Genomic DNA, 15473 nt, shown 5'->3' on the forward strand with positions numbered 1-15473 from the left:
GAGGCACACCAGATTCCTCTCATTTAAAATCGCCCAGCCTCCAGCATCTATACTTATCTTTTTGCTCTGTTTTCTCACTGGAGGAGTCATGCGGTGGATCCTGTTCATCCTCTTCTGCCTGTTGGGCGCACCTGCCCACGCGGTATCCATACCCGGCGTTACAACCACAACGACAACGGACTCAACGACTGAACCGGCCCCGGAACCGGATATCGAACAAAAAAAAGCGGCCTATGGCGCACTGGCGGATGTGCTGGATAATGACACCTCGCGTAAAGAGTTGATCGACCAGTTGCGCACCGTCGCCGCGACGCCCCCTGCGGAACCCGTACCGAAGATCGTGCCGCCGACGCTGGTTGAAGAGCAAACCGTGCTGCAAAAAGTCACCGAAGTCAGCCGCCATTATGGTGAAGCCCTTTCCGCCCGCTTCGGACAACTTTATCGCAATATCACCGGCTCCCCGCATAAGCCGTTTAATCCACAAACCTTCAGCAATGCGTTGACCCATTTTTCAATGTTAGCGGTATTCGTGTTTGGTTTTTACTGGCTGATTCGCCTGTGCGCACTTCCGCTGTATCGCAAAATGGGCCAGTGGGCGCGGCAAAAAAATCGTGAGCGCAGTAACTGGTTGCAGCTTCCGGCGATGATTATCGGGGCGTTTATTATCGACCTGCTGTTACTGGCACTGACATTATTTGTCGGTCAGGTTTTAAGCGACAACCTGAATGCGGGCAGTCGCACCATCGCTTTCCAACAAAGTTTGTTTCTCAACGCCTTTGCCCTGATTGAATTTTTCAAAGCCGTACTACGCCTGATTTTTTGCCCAAACGTGGCTGAACTGCGCCCGTTCACGATTCATGACGAGACCGCCCGTTACTGGAGTCGTCGCCTGAGCTGGTTAAGCAGCCTGATTGGCTATGGTCTGATTGTGGCTGTGCCGATTATCTCTAATCAGGTGAATGTACAGATAGGTGCGCTGGCGAACGTCATCATTATGCTGTGCATGACCGTCTGGGCGTTGTACCTGATTTTTCGTAATAAAAAAGAGATCACCCAGCATTTGCTCAACTTTGCGGAGCATTCGCTGGCCTTTTTCAGCCTGTTTATCCGCGCCTTTGCGCTGGTGTGGCACTGGCTGGCAAGCGCCTATTTTATCGTGCTGTTTTTCTTTTCGTTGTTCGATCCGGGCAACAGCCTGAAATTTATGATGGGTGCAACGGTGCGCAGCCTGGCGATTATTGGTATCGCAGCATTTGTTTCCGGTATGTTTTCCCGCTGGTTGGCGAAAACCATCACCCTCTCGCCACATACTCAGCGTAACTATCCCGAGCTGCAAAAACGGCTGAATGGATGGCTTTCGGCGGCACTGAAAACAGCGCGTATTCTGACAGTCTGCGTGGCGGTAATGCTGCTGTTGAGCGCATGGGGATTGTTCGATTTCTGGAACTGGCTGCAAAACGGAGCGGGGCAGAAAACCGTAGATATCCTGATCCGTATCGCACTCATTCTTTTCTTCTCGGCGGTTGGCTGGACGGTGCTCGCCAGTTTGATAGAAAACCGGCTGGCTTCGGATATTCATGGCCGCCCGCTACCCAGCGCCCGTACGCGAACCCTGCTGACGCTGTTCCGTAACGCGCTGGCGGTGATTATCAGTACCATCACCATCATGATTGTGTTGTCGGAAATCGGCGTCAATATCGCGCCATTGCTGGCAGGTGCCGGGGCATTAGGTCTGGCTATCTCGTTTGGTTCGCAAACGCTGGTGAAAGATATTATTACCGGAGTATTTATTCAGTTTGAAAACGGCATGAACACTGGAGATTTGGTGACTATCGGGCCGTTGACCGGCACTGTGGAACGGATGTCGATTCGCTCCGTGGGCGTGCGCCAGGATACCGGGGCGTATCACATCATTCCGTGGTCTTCGATAACCACCTTTGCTAACTTCGTCCGCGGTATTGGTTCGGTAGTGGCAAACTACGATGTTGATCGCCATGAAGATGCTGATAAAGCCAATCAGGCACTGAAAGATGCGGTAGCAGAATTGATGGAAAACGAAGAAATTCGCGGGCTGGTTATTGGTGAACCGAACTTTGCCGGGATTGTCGGCTTAAGCAATACCGCGTTTACACTGCGTGTTTCGTTCACCACGCTGCCACTCAAACAGTGGACGGTCCGCTTTGCCCTCGACAGCCAGGTGAAAAAACATTTCGACCTGGCGGGTGTTCGCGCGCCGGTGCAGACTTATCAGGTGCTGCCAGCTCCGGGCGCGGCCCCGGCTGAACCGTTGCCGCCGGGGGAGCCAACGCTTTAACGCTGGCGATTGACAAAACGGCGGCGCTGCTCGTCGTTCATAAAGGTCCAGGCTATAAAGCGGCTCTGCTTTTGCCCCTGGGCCATCTCTTTTTTTACCACCTTCACCGCACCTACGTCCGTCAGAGCACGATACAACGGCGGTAAGTTTTCACCACGAGATACCAGCGAGGTAAACCACATCACCTGCTTCGCGAAGCCTTTGCTCTCTTCAATCATCTTTTTGATAAAAGCGACCTCACCGCCTTCACACCACAACTCCTGTTGCTGACCACCAAAGTTCAGTGCATCGTCTTTGTTCAGCCCCAGGTTACGGCGTTTACGTTCACTACCTGCCCGTGCCGCAGCGGCGGAATCGTGGAATGGCGGGTTACACAAGGTCGCATCGTATTGCTCGTTTTTATGGATGATGCCGTTAAAAATCGCCCCACTCTCTTTTTGCCGACGCAGACGAATAGCGCGGTTAAGCCCCGGATTAGCACTGATGATCGCCTGCGCACTGCTTAACGCCTGGCTGCTGGTTTCACTACCGGTAAAACGCCAGCCATATTCATGTACGCCAATCAGCGGATAAATACAGTTCGCACCAACGCCGATATCCAGAATGCTGGCATTAGCTGGAATTGTTCCGCTTGCTTCAGCCAGTAAATCGGCAAGGTGATGAATATAATCCGCCCGGCCCGGTACTGGCGGGCAGAGAAAACCGTCCGGGATATCCCAGTTCGCTACGGCGTAAAAATGGGCCAGCAACGCCTTATTGAGCGCCTTCACCGCCAGCGGATTGGCAAAGTCTACGCTTTGCTCCCCGGCGGGTGTAAGCGTGAGGAATTGCCTGAGTTCAGGATTGACCTGACAAAGCGTGGCGAGATCGTAGCGGCTGTGATGACGGTTGCGCGGATGCAACCCCGGTTTCTGGGCGGACATAGCATTCTCCTTTAAGCAGCGGCGTAAGATACCCGCATAACGCGACAGGGTAAATATCTGGCTGCGTTTATCATTTCTAAAAACCTTCACATGGCTATGGTTTATGGCAATTCACCATAAAAATCATCATCATGCATGTCATTGATTTGTCTTATTTTGTAAAAACATATCGTTCAAAAAATAAGCACATCTCTGTCAATTTTTTGCGTCATTTTCATCGCGCAGGCGACCTACACTTATCTGGCACTACCCGTTGTATTTATGAGGATGTCATTATGAAAAAGTGCCTCACACTACTGATTGCCACCGTCCTGAGCGGAATCTCTCTCACGGCTTATGCCGCGCAACCGATGAGTAACCTGGACAGTGGTCAACTACGGCCCGCCGGTACCGTTTCGGCAACTGGCGCATCAAACCTAAGCGATCTGGAGGATAAACTGGCAGAAAAAGCGCGCGAACAAGGCGCGAAAGGTTATGTCATTAATTCCGCAGGCGGAAATGACCAGATGTTCGGTACTGCAATCATCTACAAATAACCCCACCAACGTAACTGCATTCGTCTCTGGATGCAGTTTTCGTCCGATTTGTAAGCAAAAAACATCAAATATGAACGCAATGTAAATAAATGTATTTCTTTTTCGCGCAATGGGTGATAGAAAATCGCGCCAAGTGATAATGCTTATCAAAATTATTATCACTTGCACGTACGCTATCACGGGATTAACAGTGGCATCGCATCCGCAGAGATGCTTTCTCGTGACAGTGAAAATTTCACCATATAAGAAAAAGTCACCTGCAAAATGGAAAACAATCGCAATTTCCCTGCCAGACAATTTCATTCGCTCACGTTCTTTGCCGGTCTTTGTATTGGTATTACGCCTGTGGCGCAGGCACTCGCTGCCGAAGGGCAAGCTAACGCGGATGACACGCTGGTTGTCGAAGCATCAACGCCTTCGCTTTATGCGCCACAACAATCTGCCGATCCGAAATTCTCGCGTCCGGTAGCGGATACTACCCGCACGATGACGGTGATTTCTGAACAAGTGATTAAAGATCAGGGTGCAACCAACCTTACCGACGCGCTCAAAAACGTCCCCGGCGTGGGTGCGTTTTTTGCGGGTGAGAACGGTAACTCCACCACTGGCGACGCCATTTATATGCGCGGTGCCGATACCTCTAACAGTATTTATATCGATGGCATTCGCGATATCGGCAGCGTCTCGCGCGACACCTTCAATACCGAGCAGGTCGAAGTAATTAAAGGGCCGTCCGGCACCGACTACGGGCGCAGCGCGCCGACAGGCTCGATCAATATGATCAGCAAACAGCCGCGCAATGATTCCGGCATTGACGCCTCCGCCAGTATTGGCAGCGCCTGGTTCCGCCGCGGCACGCTGGACGTCAATCAGGTCATTGGTGATACCACTGCGGTGCGCCTGAATGTAATGGGCGAAAAAACGCACGATGCCGGACGCGACAAAGTCAAAAATGAGCGTTACGGCGTCGCCCCTTCTGTCGCTTTTGGCCTTGGTACCGCGAATCGTTTGTATCTTAATTATCTGCATGTCACCCAACACAACACGCCAGACGGCGGCATTCCGACCATCGGTTTACCGGGTTATTCTGCCCCATCTGCGGGAACAGCGGCCCTGAATCATTCCGGAAAAGTTGATACTCATAACTTTTACGGCACGGATTCCGATTACGACGATTCGACCACCGACACCGCCACCATGCGTTTTGAGCACGACATCAACGATAACACCACCATTCGCAATACTACCCGTTGGTCGCGCGTAAAGCAGGATTACCTGATGACGGCGATTATGGGCGGGGCGTCGAATATTACTCAGCCCACCAGCGATGTGAATAGCTGGACCTGGTCACGCACGGCGAATACCAAAGATGTGAGTAATAAAATTCTCACCAACCAGACCAACCTGACCTCGACGTTCTATACCGGTTCTATCGGTCATGATGTCAGTACCGGCGTGGAATTTACCCGTGAAACGCAGACTAACTACGGCGTTAATCCGGTGACGTTACCCGCGGTAAATATTTATCATCCTGACAGCAGCATTCATCCCGGCGGCCTGACGCGCAACGGCGCAAACGCCAATGGTCAGACGGATACCTTCGCAATTTACGCCTTCGATACGCTGCAAATCACCCGTGATTTTGAGCTGAACGGCGGGATCCGTCTGGATAATTATCATACTGAATATGACAGTGCCACCGCCTGCGGCGGCAGCGGACGCGGTGCCATCACCTGCCCAGCTGGTGTGGCAAAAGGTTCTCCGGTCACCACCGTCGACACCGCCAAGTCGGGCAATCTGGTGAACTGGAAAGCCGGGGCGCTGTATCACCTGACGGAAAACGGCAATGTCTATATTAACTATGCCGTTTCCCAGCAGCCGCCGGGCGGCAACAACTTCGCCCTTGCGCAGTCTGGCAGCGGTAACAGTGCCAACCGCACCGATTTTAAACCACAAAAAGCCAACACCAGCGAGATTGGCACCAAATGGCAGGTTCTGGATAAACGCCTGCTACTTACCGCCGCGCTGTTCCGTACTGATATTGAAAATGAAGTTGAGCAAAATGATGACGGGACTTATTCGCAATATGGTAAGAAACGTGTCGAAGGCTACGAGATATCCGTGGCCGGGAATATCACTCCCGCGTGGCAGATGATTGGCGGCTATACCCAGCAAAAAGCAACTATCAAAAACGGCAAAGATTTTGCCCAGGATGGTTCCTCATCGCTGCCGTATACCCCGGAACACGCCTTCACCTTATGGAGCCAGTATCAGGCAACCGATGATATTTCTGTTGGTGCGGGCGCACGGTATATCGGCAGTATGCATAAAGGTTCAGACGGCGCGGTGGGAACGCCAGCATTTACCGAAGGTTATTGGGTCGCCGACGCCAAACTGGGGTATCGGGTTAATCGCAATCTCGACTTCCAGCTAAACGTCTACAACCTGTTTGATACCGATTACGTCGCCTCAATCAATAAGAGCGGCTACCGTTATCACCCGGGCGAGCCAAGAACCTTCTTGCTCACAGCTAATATGCATTTCTGATTCAGATGTGGGGCGCAAGGCTCACTAATGTTGATGGCGAGAGCAGGACTGCCTGATGCGCTGCGCTTATCAGGCCTACAAGGTTGTGCAATACACTGAATTCACATCATTTGGTAGGCCGGATAAGGCGTTCACGCCGCATCCGGCACCTGAGCACCATTGCCTGCTGTTAAAAATCGGTGTGGGGCGCAGGCCCCACTTTTTGGAGAACTTGTATGATGTACCACATTCCCGGCGTGTTATCGCCACAGGACGTCGCCCGTTTTCGCGAACACCTGGAACAAGCCGAATGGGTGGATGGGCGCGTCACCACCGGCGCACAAGGTGCGCAAGTTAAGAACAATCAACAAGTAGACACCCGCAGCGCCCTGTACGCCGCCCTGCAAAATGAGGTGCTGAACGCGGTTAACCAACATGCTTTGTTCTTTGCCGCGGCCTTGCCGCGTACCCTTTCCACGCCGCTGTTTAATCGCTATCAGAACAATGAAACCTATGGTTTTCATGTGGATGGCGCAGTACGCAGCCATCCACAAAACGGCTGGATGCGCACTGACCTTTCTGCCACGCTGTTTTTAAGCGATCCAGAAAGCTACGACGGCGGCGAACTGGTCGTTAATGACACCTTCGGGCAACATCGGGTAAAACTCCCGGCAGGCGATCTGGTGTTGTATCCCTCCAGCAGCCTGCATTGCGTGACACCCGTAACCCGCGGCGTGCGAGTGGCATCATTTATGTGGATCCAGTCGATGATCCGCGATGATAAAAAGCGCGCCATGCTGTTTGAACTGGACAACAATATTCAGTCGCTGAAAAGCCACTACGGCGAAAGTGAAGAGATCCTGTCGCTGCTCAATCTTTATCATAATCTGCTGCGGGAATGGTCGGAGATCTGACGCTTGAACTGCCCGAGTTCGTCCCTATATTAGCTACACTTAACTGTACAAGCATTGATATGGGGAGGACGATATGGCATCCGGTTGGGCTAATGATGACGCCGTCAACGAACAGATCAACAGTACAATTGAAGATGCGATTGCCCGCGCTCGGGGTGAAATTCCGCGTGGCGAAAGCCTGTATGAATGTGAAGAGTGCGGTGCCCCTATCCCGCAGGCCCGTCGGGAAGCCATTCCTGGCGTGCGCTTATGCATTCATTGCCAACAGGAGAAAGATTTACAAAAACCAGCTTATACAGGATATAATCGCAGAGGTTCGAAAGACAGCCAGTTACGTTAACTACAACTGGCGGGATGTATAGCGAGTATAATTTGTATTTTGCGTGGCATTCCGTGCCTTTAACGCTGTCGTGACTGCCACGCTGCATAAAACAAGTCCATAAGTTCAACAAATAAATGGATTATCATTATGTTAGATATCAATCAATTTATTTGAACAAGGTGGTCAATTCTCTTCGATTTTATCTCTCGTAAAAAAACGTGATACTCATCACATCGACGAAACAACGTCACTTATACAAAAATCACCTGCGAGAGATTAATTATGAAAACTATCAATACTGTTGTTGCTGCTATGGCTCTTTCAACTCTGTCATTTGGCGTGTTCGCGGCGGAACCGGTAACGGCATCCCAGGCACAGAACATGAATAAAATCGGCGTGGTTTCTGCCGATGGCGCATCCACCCTCGATGCCCTGGAAGCGAAACTGGCTGAGAAAGCCGCGGCGGCCGGTGCCAGTGGATACAGCATTACTTCCGCCACCAACAACAATAAATTAAGCGGTACTGCGGTAATTTATAAGTAATTCGTAGGACAGATAAGGCGTTTACGCCGCATCCGGCAACAGATGCCTGATGCGACGCTACCGCGTCTTATCAGACCTACAAAATCCGAACCGTTGGCTGGATCAGGCGTTTACGCTACGTTCAGCACAAGTATTTCCCTGTCTGTTTGCCGACAGACGCATATGCTCTAACCCTCATTGATCCTATGTTACCCTTGTTCGCCCGTCCGCCACTGGACGGGCTTTTTTTTAGCTGGCTAACTGCTGACAGAAAGCCTGCAACGTCTCTTCCGGCATACCAATCTGCCGCGCCGCATCACAAATGGCCTGCCAGCTTCCCGCATCCAGTGGAATCCCCTGCTCCTGCCGTTCGCGACGCGTGTTCACTTCCCACTCGCCCGGTAGCAAAATCGGTTTATCTTCATCATGCGGCGAGGCTTTCACCCACTCGGCAAAGGCTTCGGTCTGTGCACTACAATCCGGCGCGCCGAACAGTTCCGGGTTGATAATGATAGTGGTCATGCAGTTAAGAATGGCATCGGGACTGGTTTGTAACGTTTCCTGATGCGTCGTTTTACCGCCAGAAAGCGCCCCGCCAAGAATTTCACACATCGCTGCAAGGGCGTAGCCTTTATGTTCGGCAAAGGTCAACAGCGAACCCAACGGCGACTCCTGCATTACCGCCGGATTTGTCGTCGGCACGCCGTTAACGTCAATCAGGCAACCTGGCGGCACGGGGACGCCTTTATGCCAGGCGACGCGGGTTTTGCCAAATGCAATGGCGCTGGTGGCGTAATCGAGCAACAGCGGGAAATTATCTTTACGAGGGAAAACCACACAGAACGGATTGGTGCCAAAGCGGCTGTCGCGACCGTGGAACGGCGCGACCATTGGAATACCGACCACGCTAACAAAGTGGATAGAGACAAACCCCGCCGCTGCACACTGTTCTGCCCAGTAACCGATACGGCCGATATGATGCGAGTTATGTAGCGCCACGGCGGCAATGCCGTGCTGACGCGCTTTCTCAATCCCCAGCGCCATCGCTTCGTGTGCCGCGACCTGACCAAATGCGCGATCGCCATCGAGCGTGACCGCCGCCCCCGCTTCTTTAACGACTTTGGCATGATGGTTAATTTGCAGATGCCCCTGACTCCAGGAGCGCACATAGCTTGGGATCATGCCAATACCATGTGAATCATGCCCTGCCAGGTTTGCCGCGATTAAATGATCGGCGACTAATTTCGCTTCTTGTTCCTCACTACCCATCTGACGAAATACAGCCTGAATAAAACTGTGCAGCGTCTGAGCATCAAAGCGATGACCACTTACCATGGTTAACTCCTGTTTATGTTATGTGTTTGTTGTTTTTTTATGCTGCACGCCGGGCGCGGGAAGGTCAATAAAGATGCAGGAATTTCATATTGCGGTGGGGTAAAAGCCGGATGACATGGCTCATCCGGCTGAGATAAAAATTAAAATGCCTGATTAACGCGCGCCAGGCCGTCGCTGATAGTTGCCGCTTCACCCGTAGCCATCAGGCAGCAAGCCATCTGGATTTTCAGCGATTCGGGAATCGGTTCGCTGCCAGCAAGGCAACGCTCAATCCACTGCGCCGTGGTTTCCGGATCTTTTGCTTGTGGCAGTAACTCGCTACCAGCAGTGTCCTGTTTTTCATACAGTACCCGCATCCCTTCACGGTCAATGAGATTGATCTGCGGGCAGCGCTGCGGATTAGCATACACTTCACCTTCAGTACCATGCATAAGTAGCGCCCGCCCGCCGATATCGCTAAAGAACTTCGCGACGCGTCCAATGTATTCCGGATGCGAAACGCTGGAAAGACGCAGTGCCTCACCTTCGGCAAATGGCGTCGCCAGTTTCGCCAGGGTATGTGCACTGTTACGCACGCCCATCCGCCAGCGCATCGCCAGTTGTTTTTCCAGCGGCGGGCAAAACGCGCCGACAGGCATAAAGACAGGTTGATGTTCGTCGAGCTTCGCCTGCGCCTGCCCGCCGTGCAACGTTGGTGTAATACCCATCAGTTCGAAAATGGTTTCAGTCAGCACGCGGGTTGGATCTTCGCTAACCCCGTGAACCACCACGGGAAAACCAAGTTTGTGCAGCAGAATCGCCAGCAACGGCGTCAGATTGGCCTGTTTACGCGCGCCGTTGTAACTGGGGATGACAATCGGCATCGGCTTGCCTGCAGGCGGCGTCAGCTTGATGGTGTGATTTTGCATGGCTTCGTAAAAGCCAAGCATCTCTGCTTCCCCTTCCCCTTTGATACGTAGCGCAATCAATACGCCGCCCAACTCAAGGTCAGGGACTTCACTATTGAGCATATGGGCATACAGACCGCGCGCAGTATCCCGGTCTAAATCGCGCGCGTGGTTTTTCCCGCGCCCGATCTCTTTAATGATTTTGCGATAGTCCATTTACGACTCCTTACCTGACTCACATCATTAACGCCGCCGACGGCGTGGGGATTTCGTTTTTTCTTTCTTTTTAACTATACCTTCAGGGACTTCCGGTTGCTCTATCGGAAATACCGGTAATGCATCCAGTAGTCGCTTGCCATAATTTTTTGTCAGCAAGCGTTTGTCGTAGATAACCACTTCCCCCCAGCAACCGTGGCTTCGAATCAGTCGCCCAACCTGCTGAATCAGGTTAAACGAAGCGCTCGGCAGGCTTTGCACCTCAAACGGATAGCGGTTGAGGCTTTTCAGCCATTCACCTTCGGTGATCACCACCGGGCTGTCGATGGGCGGAAAAGCGATCTTGTGGATATGCACCTGGCTGAGCAGATCGCCTTTCAGATCAAGACCTTCGGCAAAGGACTGTAAGCCCACCAGCACGCTACGCTCACCGTTGGCAACGCGTTTGCGGTGCAGTTCAACTAAGCGATAACGTGGCTGATCGCCCTGCACCAGCAACATCAGGCGTAAATCCGTCACATAGTCGAGAAAGCGCTGCATCGCACGCCCGCTGGCAAACAGCACCAACATACCGAGATGTTTTTTGCTCTCCACCTGTTCACGGAAAAAGGCCGCCATTTCGGCAATGTGCTGCTCTTCGTTGTCGATGGAAGGCTCAACGCGCATCCGGGGAATAACAATTTTGCCCTGTTCACAGTGGTTAAAAGGGGAATCCAGTGCCACAAAACGGTCGCCCGCTTTCTCTTTCAGCCCACTCATCTCCTGCAAACGCGAAAAACTGTTCAGCGAACGCAAGGTTGCGGAGGTAACAATAATGTGCGGAATACTGCGCCACAGCAGCCTTTCCAGCTGATCGCTGACACGTATTCCCACGCAGTGAAACCAAAGGTGTAGCTGCCCTTCGCGCTCTTCCCGCGTCGCCCATTTGGTCACCGGCGCACCGGAAGATTGCGCCAGAGACGCCAGCCGCCAGAGTTTGCTTTGCGCCTCGAACATCCCCAACGCGCGGTTCATCTGCAAAATCAACCGATGCAGGCGTACAATGTCATGGCTGCCGGTTTTCTCACTTAAATCGTTAAGAAATAACTCCGCCAGACCACGCAGCATCTCGGTGAGTTTTGCCAGCCGCTGGCAGATCTCCAGCACTTCATCAGGCAGTTCGCCCATCGCAAAACGGTGCTCTGCCTCCTGCCCGGCAGGCATGTAGAGATTGAGAATGTTGTTTAACGAGGCGATAAGCTCATACAACTCTTCACAATGGGCATTTAAACGCTCGGGGATCGCCAGCGGTGGGATAGTCTTCGGGCGAAACTGCTCCATGCAGGTAGCGACCAGTTTCGTGAACAAGTCCAGCTGTAGCCGATACCACGGCGCGGTGATTTCGGCGCTCATCTCCAGCGCATCCCGCGCCACATCCGGCAGGTGATGACCTTCGTCCAGCACCAGCAGTAAATTTTTCGGGTCAGGCAATACCGCTTCGCTTTCCATCGCCGCCATCACCAGCGCATGGTTTGCCACCACCACTTCCGCTTCCTGAATTTCCCGACGAGCGACAAAAAACGGGCATTCGCGATAGTAGTAACAGTTGCGGTTGAGGCAGCTGGCTTTGTCGGTACTCAAACGACGCCAGAGATCATCATCTATAGCGATATCAGTATGATCGCGCAGGCCATCCCATTTATAAGTGTCGAGATCGCCCTTCAGCTTCGCACAACGTTTTTGCTCTTCCTGATTGTTCGGCGTCAGTTCGTCGTCAAGAAACGCCAGCAGATCCTGTTGCGTGGGCTCAGTGCTGGCGAGCGCTGTCAGATTACGCGGGCAAACGTAGCGCCCACGCCCAAAAGCGGCAGTGAATTTAAGATCGGGAATGATCTTTTTCAGCAGCGGTAAATCTTTGCTGTAGATCTGATCCTGCAATGCCACGTTGGCGGTACTTACCACCAGCGTTTTTTGCTCTTCGCGGGCAATGGCGATGCCGGGGATCAAATAGGAGAGCGTTTTCCCAACGCCGGTAGGGGCTTCAATCGCCAGATGCCGCCCTTCTTCTCCGGCCAGCGTTTTGGCGACGTCCGCAATCATCTGCCGCTGCGGCGCACGGGGAATAAAGTCGGGGATCTGTTCCTGAAGCGCCTTATACCAGGCGGCAATTTGCGCTTTAAGCGCGGCGGTTAATGCCATGAGAAAACCTGAAATACTGTATAAACAGCCAATATTGTGGCATTTTTCGGTTTTCAGGGGTAATGGTTTTTCTGTTTCTGGAAAGCGGCTCGCAATAACCAGCAGGATGATGCGTAAAGCGCTTCGCGCTAAATTCGAACAACATGCAGAACTGCGTACACTCTTGCTGGCAACCGCGTCCGCAAAACTGGTTGAGCATACGCAAAATGATGCTTACTGGGGAGATGGCGGTAATGGTCAGGGCAAGAATCGCCTGGGGTACCTTTTAATGGCGTTGCGCGGACAATTGGCTGCGGAGAAGTAACGCATCGGGTGGCTTGTGGGCGTTAAAACAGAGAAATCTTTTTGCCGCGCTCGCAAATGGCTGACAAGTGCTTGTTGTGAAATGCCGGATGCGGCGCGAGCGCCTTATCCGGCCTACAAAAACATGCACATTCAATATATTGCAGAGTTCACGTAGGCCTGATAAGCGTAGCGCATCAGGCAGTTTTGTGTTTGTCATCAGTCTCATGCCGGGCATAGCCCGGCATAAAAGATTACTGCGCAGCGGCAGGTTTACGCGGACGGCGGCGACGTTGTTGTTCGCCTGCCGGTTTGGCATCGCCGAGACGACGAGACGGTTTTTCTGCGGGCTTCGCGTTACCAGACTTCGCACCACTTTCCGCACGGCGTGGTTGCTGTTGACCGCGACCACCGCCCTGTCCACGACCGCCGCCACGTTGCTGGCGACCGTTCTGGATCGGTTCGGCTTTGATTGACGGGTCCGGCTCATACCCCGGAATCGCAATGCGCGGGATCTCTTTTTTCAGCAGTTTTTCGATATCACGCAGCAGTTTGTGTTCATCAACACACACCAGCGACAATGCTTCGCCAGTTGCCGCCGCACGGCCAGTACGCCCGATACGGTGAACATAATCTTCCGGTACGTTTGGTAACTCATAGTTGACGACGTGCGGCAACTCTTCGATATCCAGACCGCGCGCAGCGATGTCAGTTGCCACCAGTACACGAATATCGCCCGATTTAAAATCGGCCAGCGCACGAGTACGCGCACCTTGCGATTTATTACCGTGGATCGCCGCACTACGGATGCCGTCTTTATTAAGCTGTTCAGCCAGATGGTTAGCGCCATGTTTGGTACGGGTAAACACCAGCACCTGCTGCCAGTTCCCTTTCCCAATCATATGCGACAGCAATTCGCGTTTGCGTTTCTTATCGACAAAGTGAACGTGCTGGGTCACCTGATCAGACGCGGTATTGCGGCGTGCCACTTCGATTTCCAGCGGGTTGTGCAACAGTTTTTCCGCCAGGGCTTTAATATCGTCAGAGAAGGTCGCGGAGAACAACAGGTTCTGGCGCTTCGCTGGCAGTTTTGTTAACACGCGACGGATATCGTGGATAAAGCCCATGTCGAGCATGCGGTCAGCTTCATCAAGGACGAGGATTTCAACCTGATCCAGCTTCACTGCATTTTGATGTTCCAGGTCCAGCAGACGTCCCGGCGTTGCCACCAGCACATCAACGCCGCCGCGCAACTTCATCATTTGTGGGTTAATGCTGACACCGCCAAACACCACCAGCGAACGAATGTTCAGATATTTGCTGTAATCACGGACGTTTTCGCCAATCTGCGCCGCCAGTTCACGGGTCGGGGTAAGAATGAGCGCGCGTACCGGACGACGCCCTTTGGCGTGCGGCTGGCGAGTGATCAGGTGTTGCAACAGCGGCAGCGTAAAGCCCGCTGTTTTGCCGGTACCGGTCTGGGCGCTGGCCATCAGGTCGCGGCCTTCCAGCACCGCAGGGATCGCCTGCTGCTGAATAGGGGTGGGTTCACGGTAACCCTGCTCGGCAACGGCGCGCAGGATATCAGGGCTTAAACCCAAAGAATCGAAAGACATAACTACTCCGAACCGCCCCGACCGTTACCGGTGTAGTTTTCAGGGAGATACTGAAAAGGAAAATGACAAAAACCACAATGTCATGAGGGAGCGGAGTGTAGCAGTTTTTGTGACGCAGCGCATAAATTATCCCTGTGACTGGCGTAGCTAAAATTCTTAGCCATACTGGACAACTCCCCTATGGAGTCATAATCTTAATCAATCATTTGATTAAGAATGGACTGTGCGATGAATAATCCTGCCATGACAATCAAGGGTGAACAGGCGAAAAAACAGCTGATTGCTGCGGCACTGGCACAGTTTGGTGAATATGGAATGAACGCCACCACCCGCGAGATAGCCGCCCAGGCCGGGCAGAATATCGCAGCCATCACCTACTACTTCGGTTCGAAAGAAGATTTGTACCTCGCCTGCGCCCAGTGGATTGCTGATTTTATTGGCGAGCAGTTCCGTCCACACGCCGAAGAAGCCGAACGTTTGTTCGCACAACCACAGCCGGATCGGGCAGCCATCCGTGAACTGATCCTTCGCGCCTGCAGAAACATGATTAAGCTGCTCACCCAGGATGACACCGTCAACCTCAGCAAATTTATCTCCCGTGAGCAGCTCTCTCCCACGGCAGCCTACCACCTGGTGCACGAACAGGTGATTAGTCCGCTACACAGTCACCTTACACGCCTGATTGCCGCCTGGACCGGCTGCGACGCTAGCGATACCCGCATGATCCTTCATACCCATGCGTTGATTGGTGAGATTCTGGCGTTTCGTCTTGGCAAAGAAACTATTCTGTTACGTACCGGCTGGACCGCGTTCGATGAAGAAAAGACCGAACTGATCAACCAGACGGTGACCTGTCATATTGACCTGATTTTGCAAGGATTATCGCAAAGGAGTTTGTAGTG

At 52.7% G+C, this 15473-nt stretch carries 13 protein-coding genes and 1 pseudogene; 8 read left to right on the plus strand and 6 right to left on the minus strand.

The annotated features are described in order from the left end of the window. Positions 1-88 precede the first annotated feature (88 nt). Positions 89-2314 carry a mechanosensitive channel protein gene (gene ybiO / locus ACJHYO_RS17770; protein ID WP_085455254.1) on the plus strand — a complete coding sequence of 742 codons (2226 nt, stop codon included), beginning with the start codon at positions 89-91 and terminating at the stop codon, positions 2312-2314. On the opposite strand, the gene rlmF is transcribed toward ybiO, so the two are convergent. Beyond that, entirely contained in the window at positions 2311-3237 is a 927-nt protein-coding gene (gene rlmF / locus ACJHYO_RS17775) for a 23S rRNA (adenine(1618)-N(6))-methyltransferase RlmF (RefSeq protein WP_001275941.1), read from the minus strand. The two genes, ybiO and rlmF, sit on opposite strands and share 4 nt — an antisense overlap. A 275-nt stretch (positions 3238-3512) precedes the next feature. On the opposite strand from rlmF, the gene mcbA reads away from it, so the two are divergent. The 5 genes from mcbA to ybiJ all read left to right on the plus strand — a co-directional run bounded on the left by mcbA (position 3513) and on the right by ybiJ (position 8078). Further along, positions 3513-3773, plus strand: a complete 261-nt coding sequence (gene mcbA, locus ACJHYO_RS17780) for a DUF1471 family periplasmic protein McbA (RefSeq protein WP_000710618.1) — start codon at positions 3513-3515, stop codon at positions 3771-3773. 264 nt (positions 3774-4037) lie between these two features. Then, positions 4038-6320 carry a catecholate siderophore receptor Fiu gene (locus ACJHYO_RS17785; RefSeq protein WP_085455253.1) on the plus strand — a complete coding sequence of 761 codons (2283 nt, stop codon included), beginning with the start codon at positions 4038-4040 and terminating at the stop codon, positions 6318-6320. A gap of 215 nt (positions 6321-6535) precedes the next feature. Further along, positions 6536-7213: a PKHD-type hydroxylase YbiX gene (ybiX, locus tag ACJHYO_RS17790; RefSeq protein WP_000990158.1), complete on the plus strand. Its 678-nt coding sequence runs from the start codon at positions 6536-6538 to the stop codon at positions 7211-7213. 73 nt (positions 7214-7286) lie between these two features. Then, positions 7287-7553 (plus strand): C4-type zinc finger protein YbiI, encoded by a 267-nt coding sequence (gene ybiI, locus ACJHYO_RS17795; protein ID WP_000146357.1) that lies wholly within the window; start codon positions 7287-7289, stop codon positions 7551-7553. A gap of 264 nt (positions 7554-7817) precedes the next feature. Further along, positions 7818-8078: a DUF1471 family protein YbiJ gene (gene ybiJ / locus ACJHYO_RS17800; RefSeq protein ID WP_000849301.1), complete on the plus strand. Its 261-nt coding sequence runs from the start codon at positions 7818-7820 to the stop codon at positions 8076-8078. A 102-nt stretch (positions 8079-8180) separates the two neighbouring features. Here ybiJ and ybiE read toward each other — a convergent pair whose 3' ends face one another. The 4 genes from ybiE to dinG all read right to left on the minus strand — a co-directional run bounded on the left by ybiE (position 8181) and on the right by dinG (position 12673). Further along, positions 8181-8240, minus strand: a complete 60-nt coding sequence (gene ybiE, locus ACJHYO_RS17805) for a hypothetical protein (RefSeq protein WP_212734104.1) — start codon at positions 8238-8240, stop codon at positions 8181-8183. A 66-nt stretch (positions 8241-8306) separates the two neighbouring features. Further along, positions 8307-9392: a hydroxycarboxylate dehydrogenase HcXB gene (gene hcxB / locus ACJHYO_RS17810; protein ID WP_000253506.1), complete on the minus strand. Its 1086-nt coding sequence runs from the start codon at positions 9390-9392 to the stop codon at positions 8307-8309. A gap of 140 nt (positions 9393-9532) precedes the next feature. Continuing rightward, positions 9533-10495: a DNA-binding protein YbiB gene (ybiB, locus tag ACJHYO_RS17815; RefSeq protein ID WP_000386565.1), complete on the minus strand. Its 963-nt coding sequence runs from the start codon at positions 10493-10495 to the stop codon at positions 9533-9535. A 27-nt stretch (positions 10496-10522) separates the two neighbouring features. Then, complete coding sequence (gene dinG, locus ACJHYO_RS17820; protein WP_001218658.1) at positions 10523-12673, minus strand: ATP-dependent DNA helicase DinG; 2151 nt, start codon at positions 12671-12673, stop codon at positions 10523-10525. 106 nt (positions 12674-12779) lie between these two features. Here dinG and ACJHYO_RS17825 point away from each other — a divergent pair. Then, positions 12780-12977: pseudogene (locus tag ACJHYO_RS17825) on the plus strand (NADAR family protein); the annotation flags it as partial. 232 nt (positions 12978-13209) lie between these two features. Here the strand turns inward: ACJHYO_RS17825 and rhlE are convergent. Further along, positions 13210-14571: an ATP-dependent RNA helicase RhlE gene (rhlE, locus tag ACJHYO_RS17830; RefSeq protein ID WP_000007116.1), complete on the minus strand. Its 1362-nt coding sequence runs from the start codon at positions 14569-14571 to the stop codon at positions 13210-13212. Positions 14572-14799: 228 nt separating this feature from the next. Here rhlE and cecR point away from each other — a divergent pair, with 228 nt between their 5' ends. After that, on the plus strand, positions 14800-15471 hold the full coding sequence (cecR, locus tag ACJHYO_RS17835; RefSeq protein WP_001295890.1) for a DNA-binding transcriptional regulator CecR: 672 nt from the start codon (positions 14800-14802) through the stop codon (positions 15469-15471). The last annotated feature ends 2 nt before the right edge of the window (positions 15472-15473 follow it).

The organism is Escherichia sp. WS1118 (assembly GCF_046487695.1).
GTDB lineage: Bacteria > Pseudomonadota > Gammaproteobacteria > Enterobacterales > Enterobacteriaceae > Escherichia > Escherichia coli.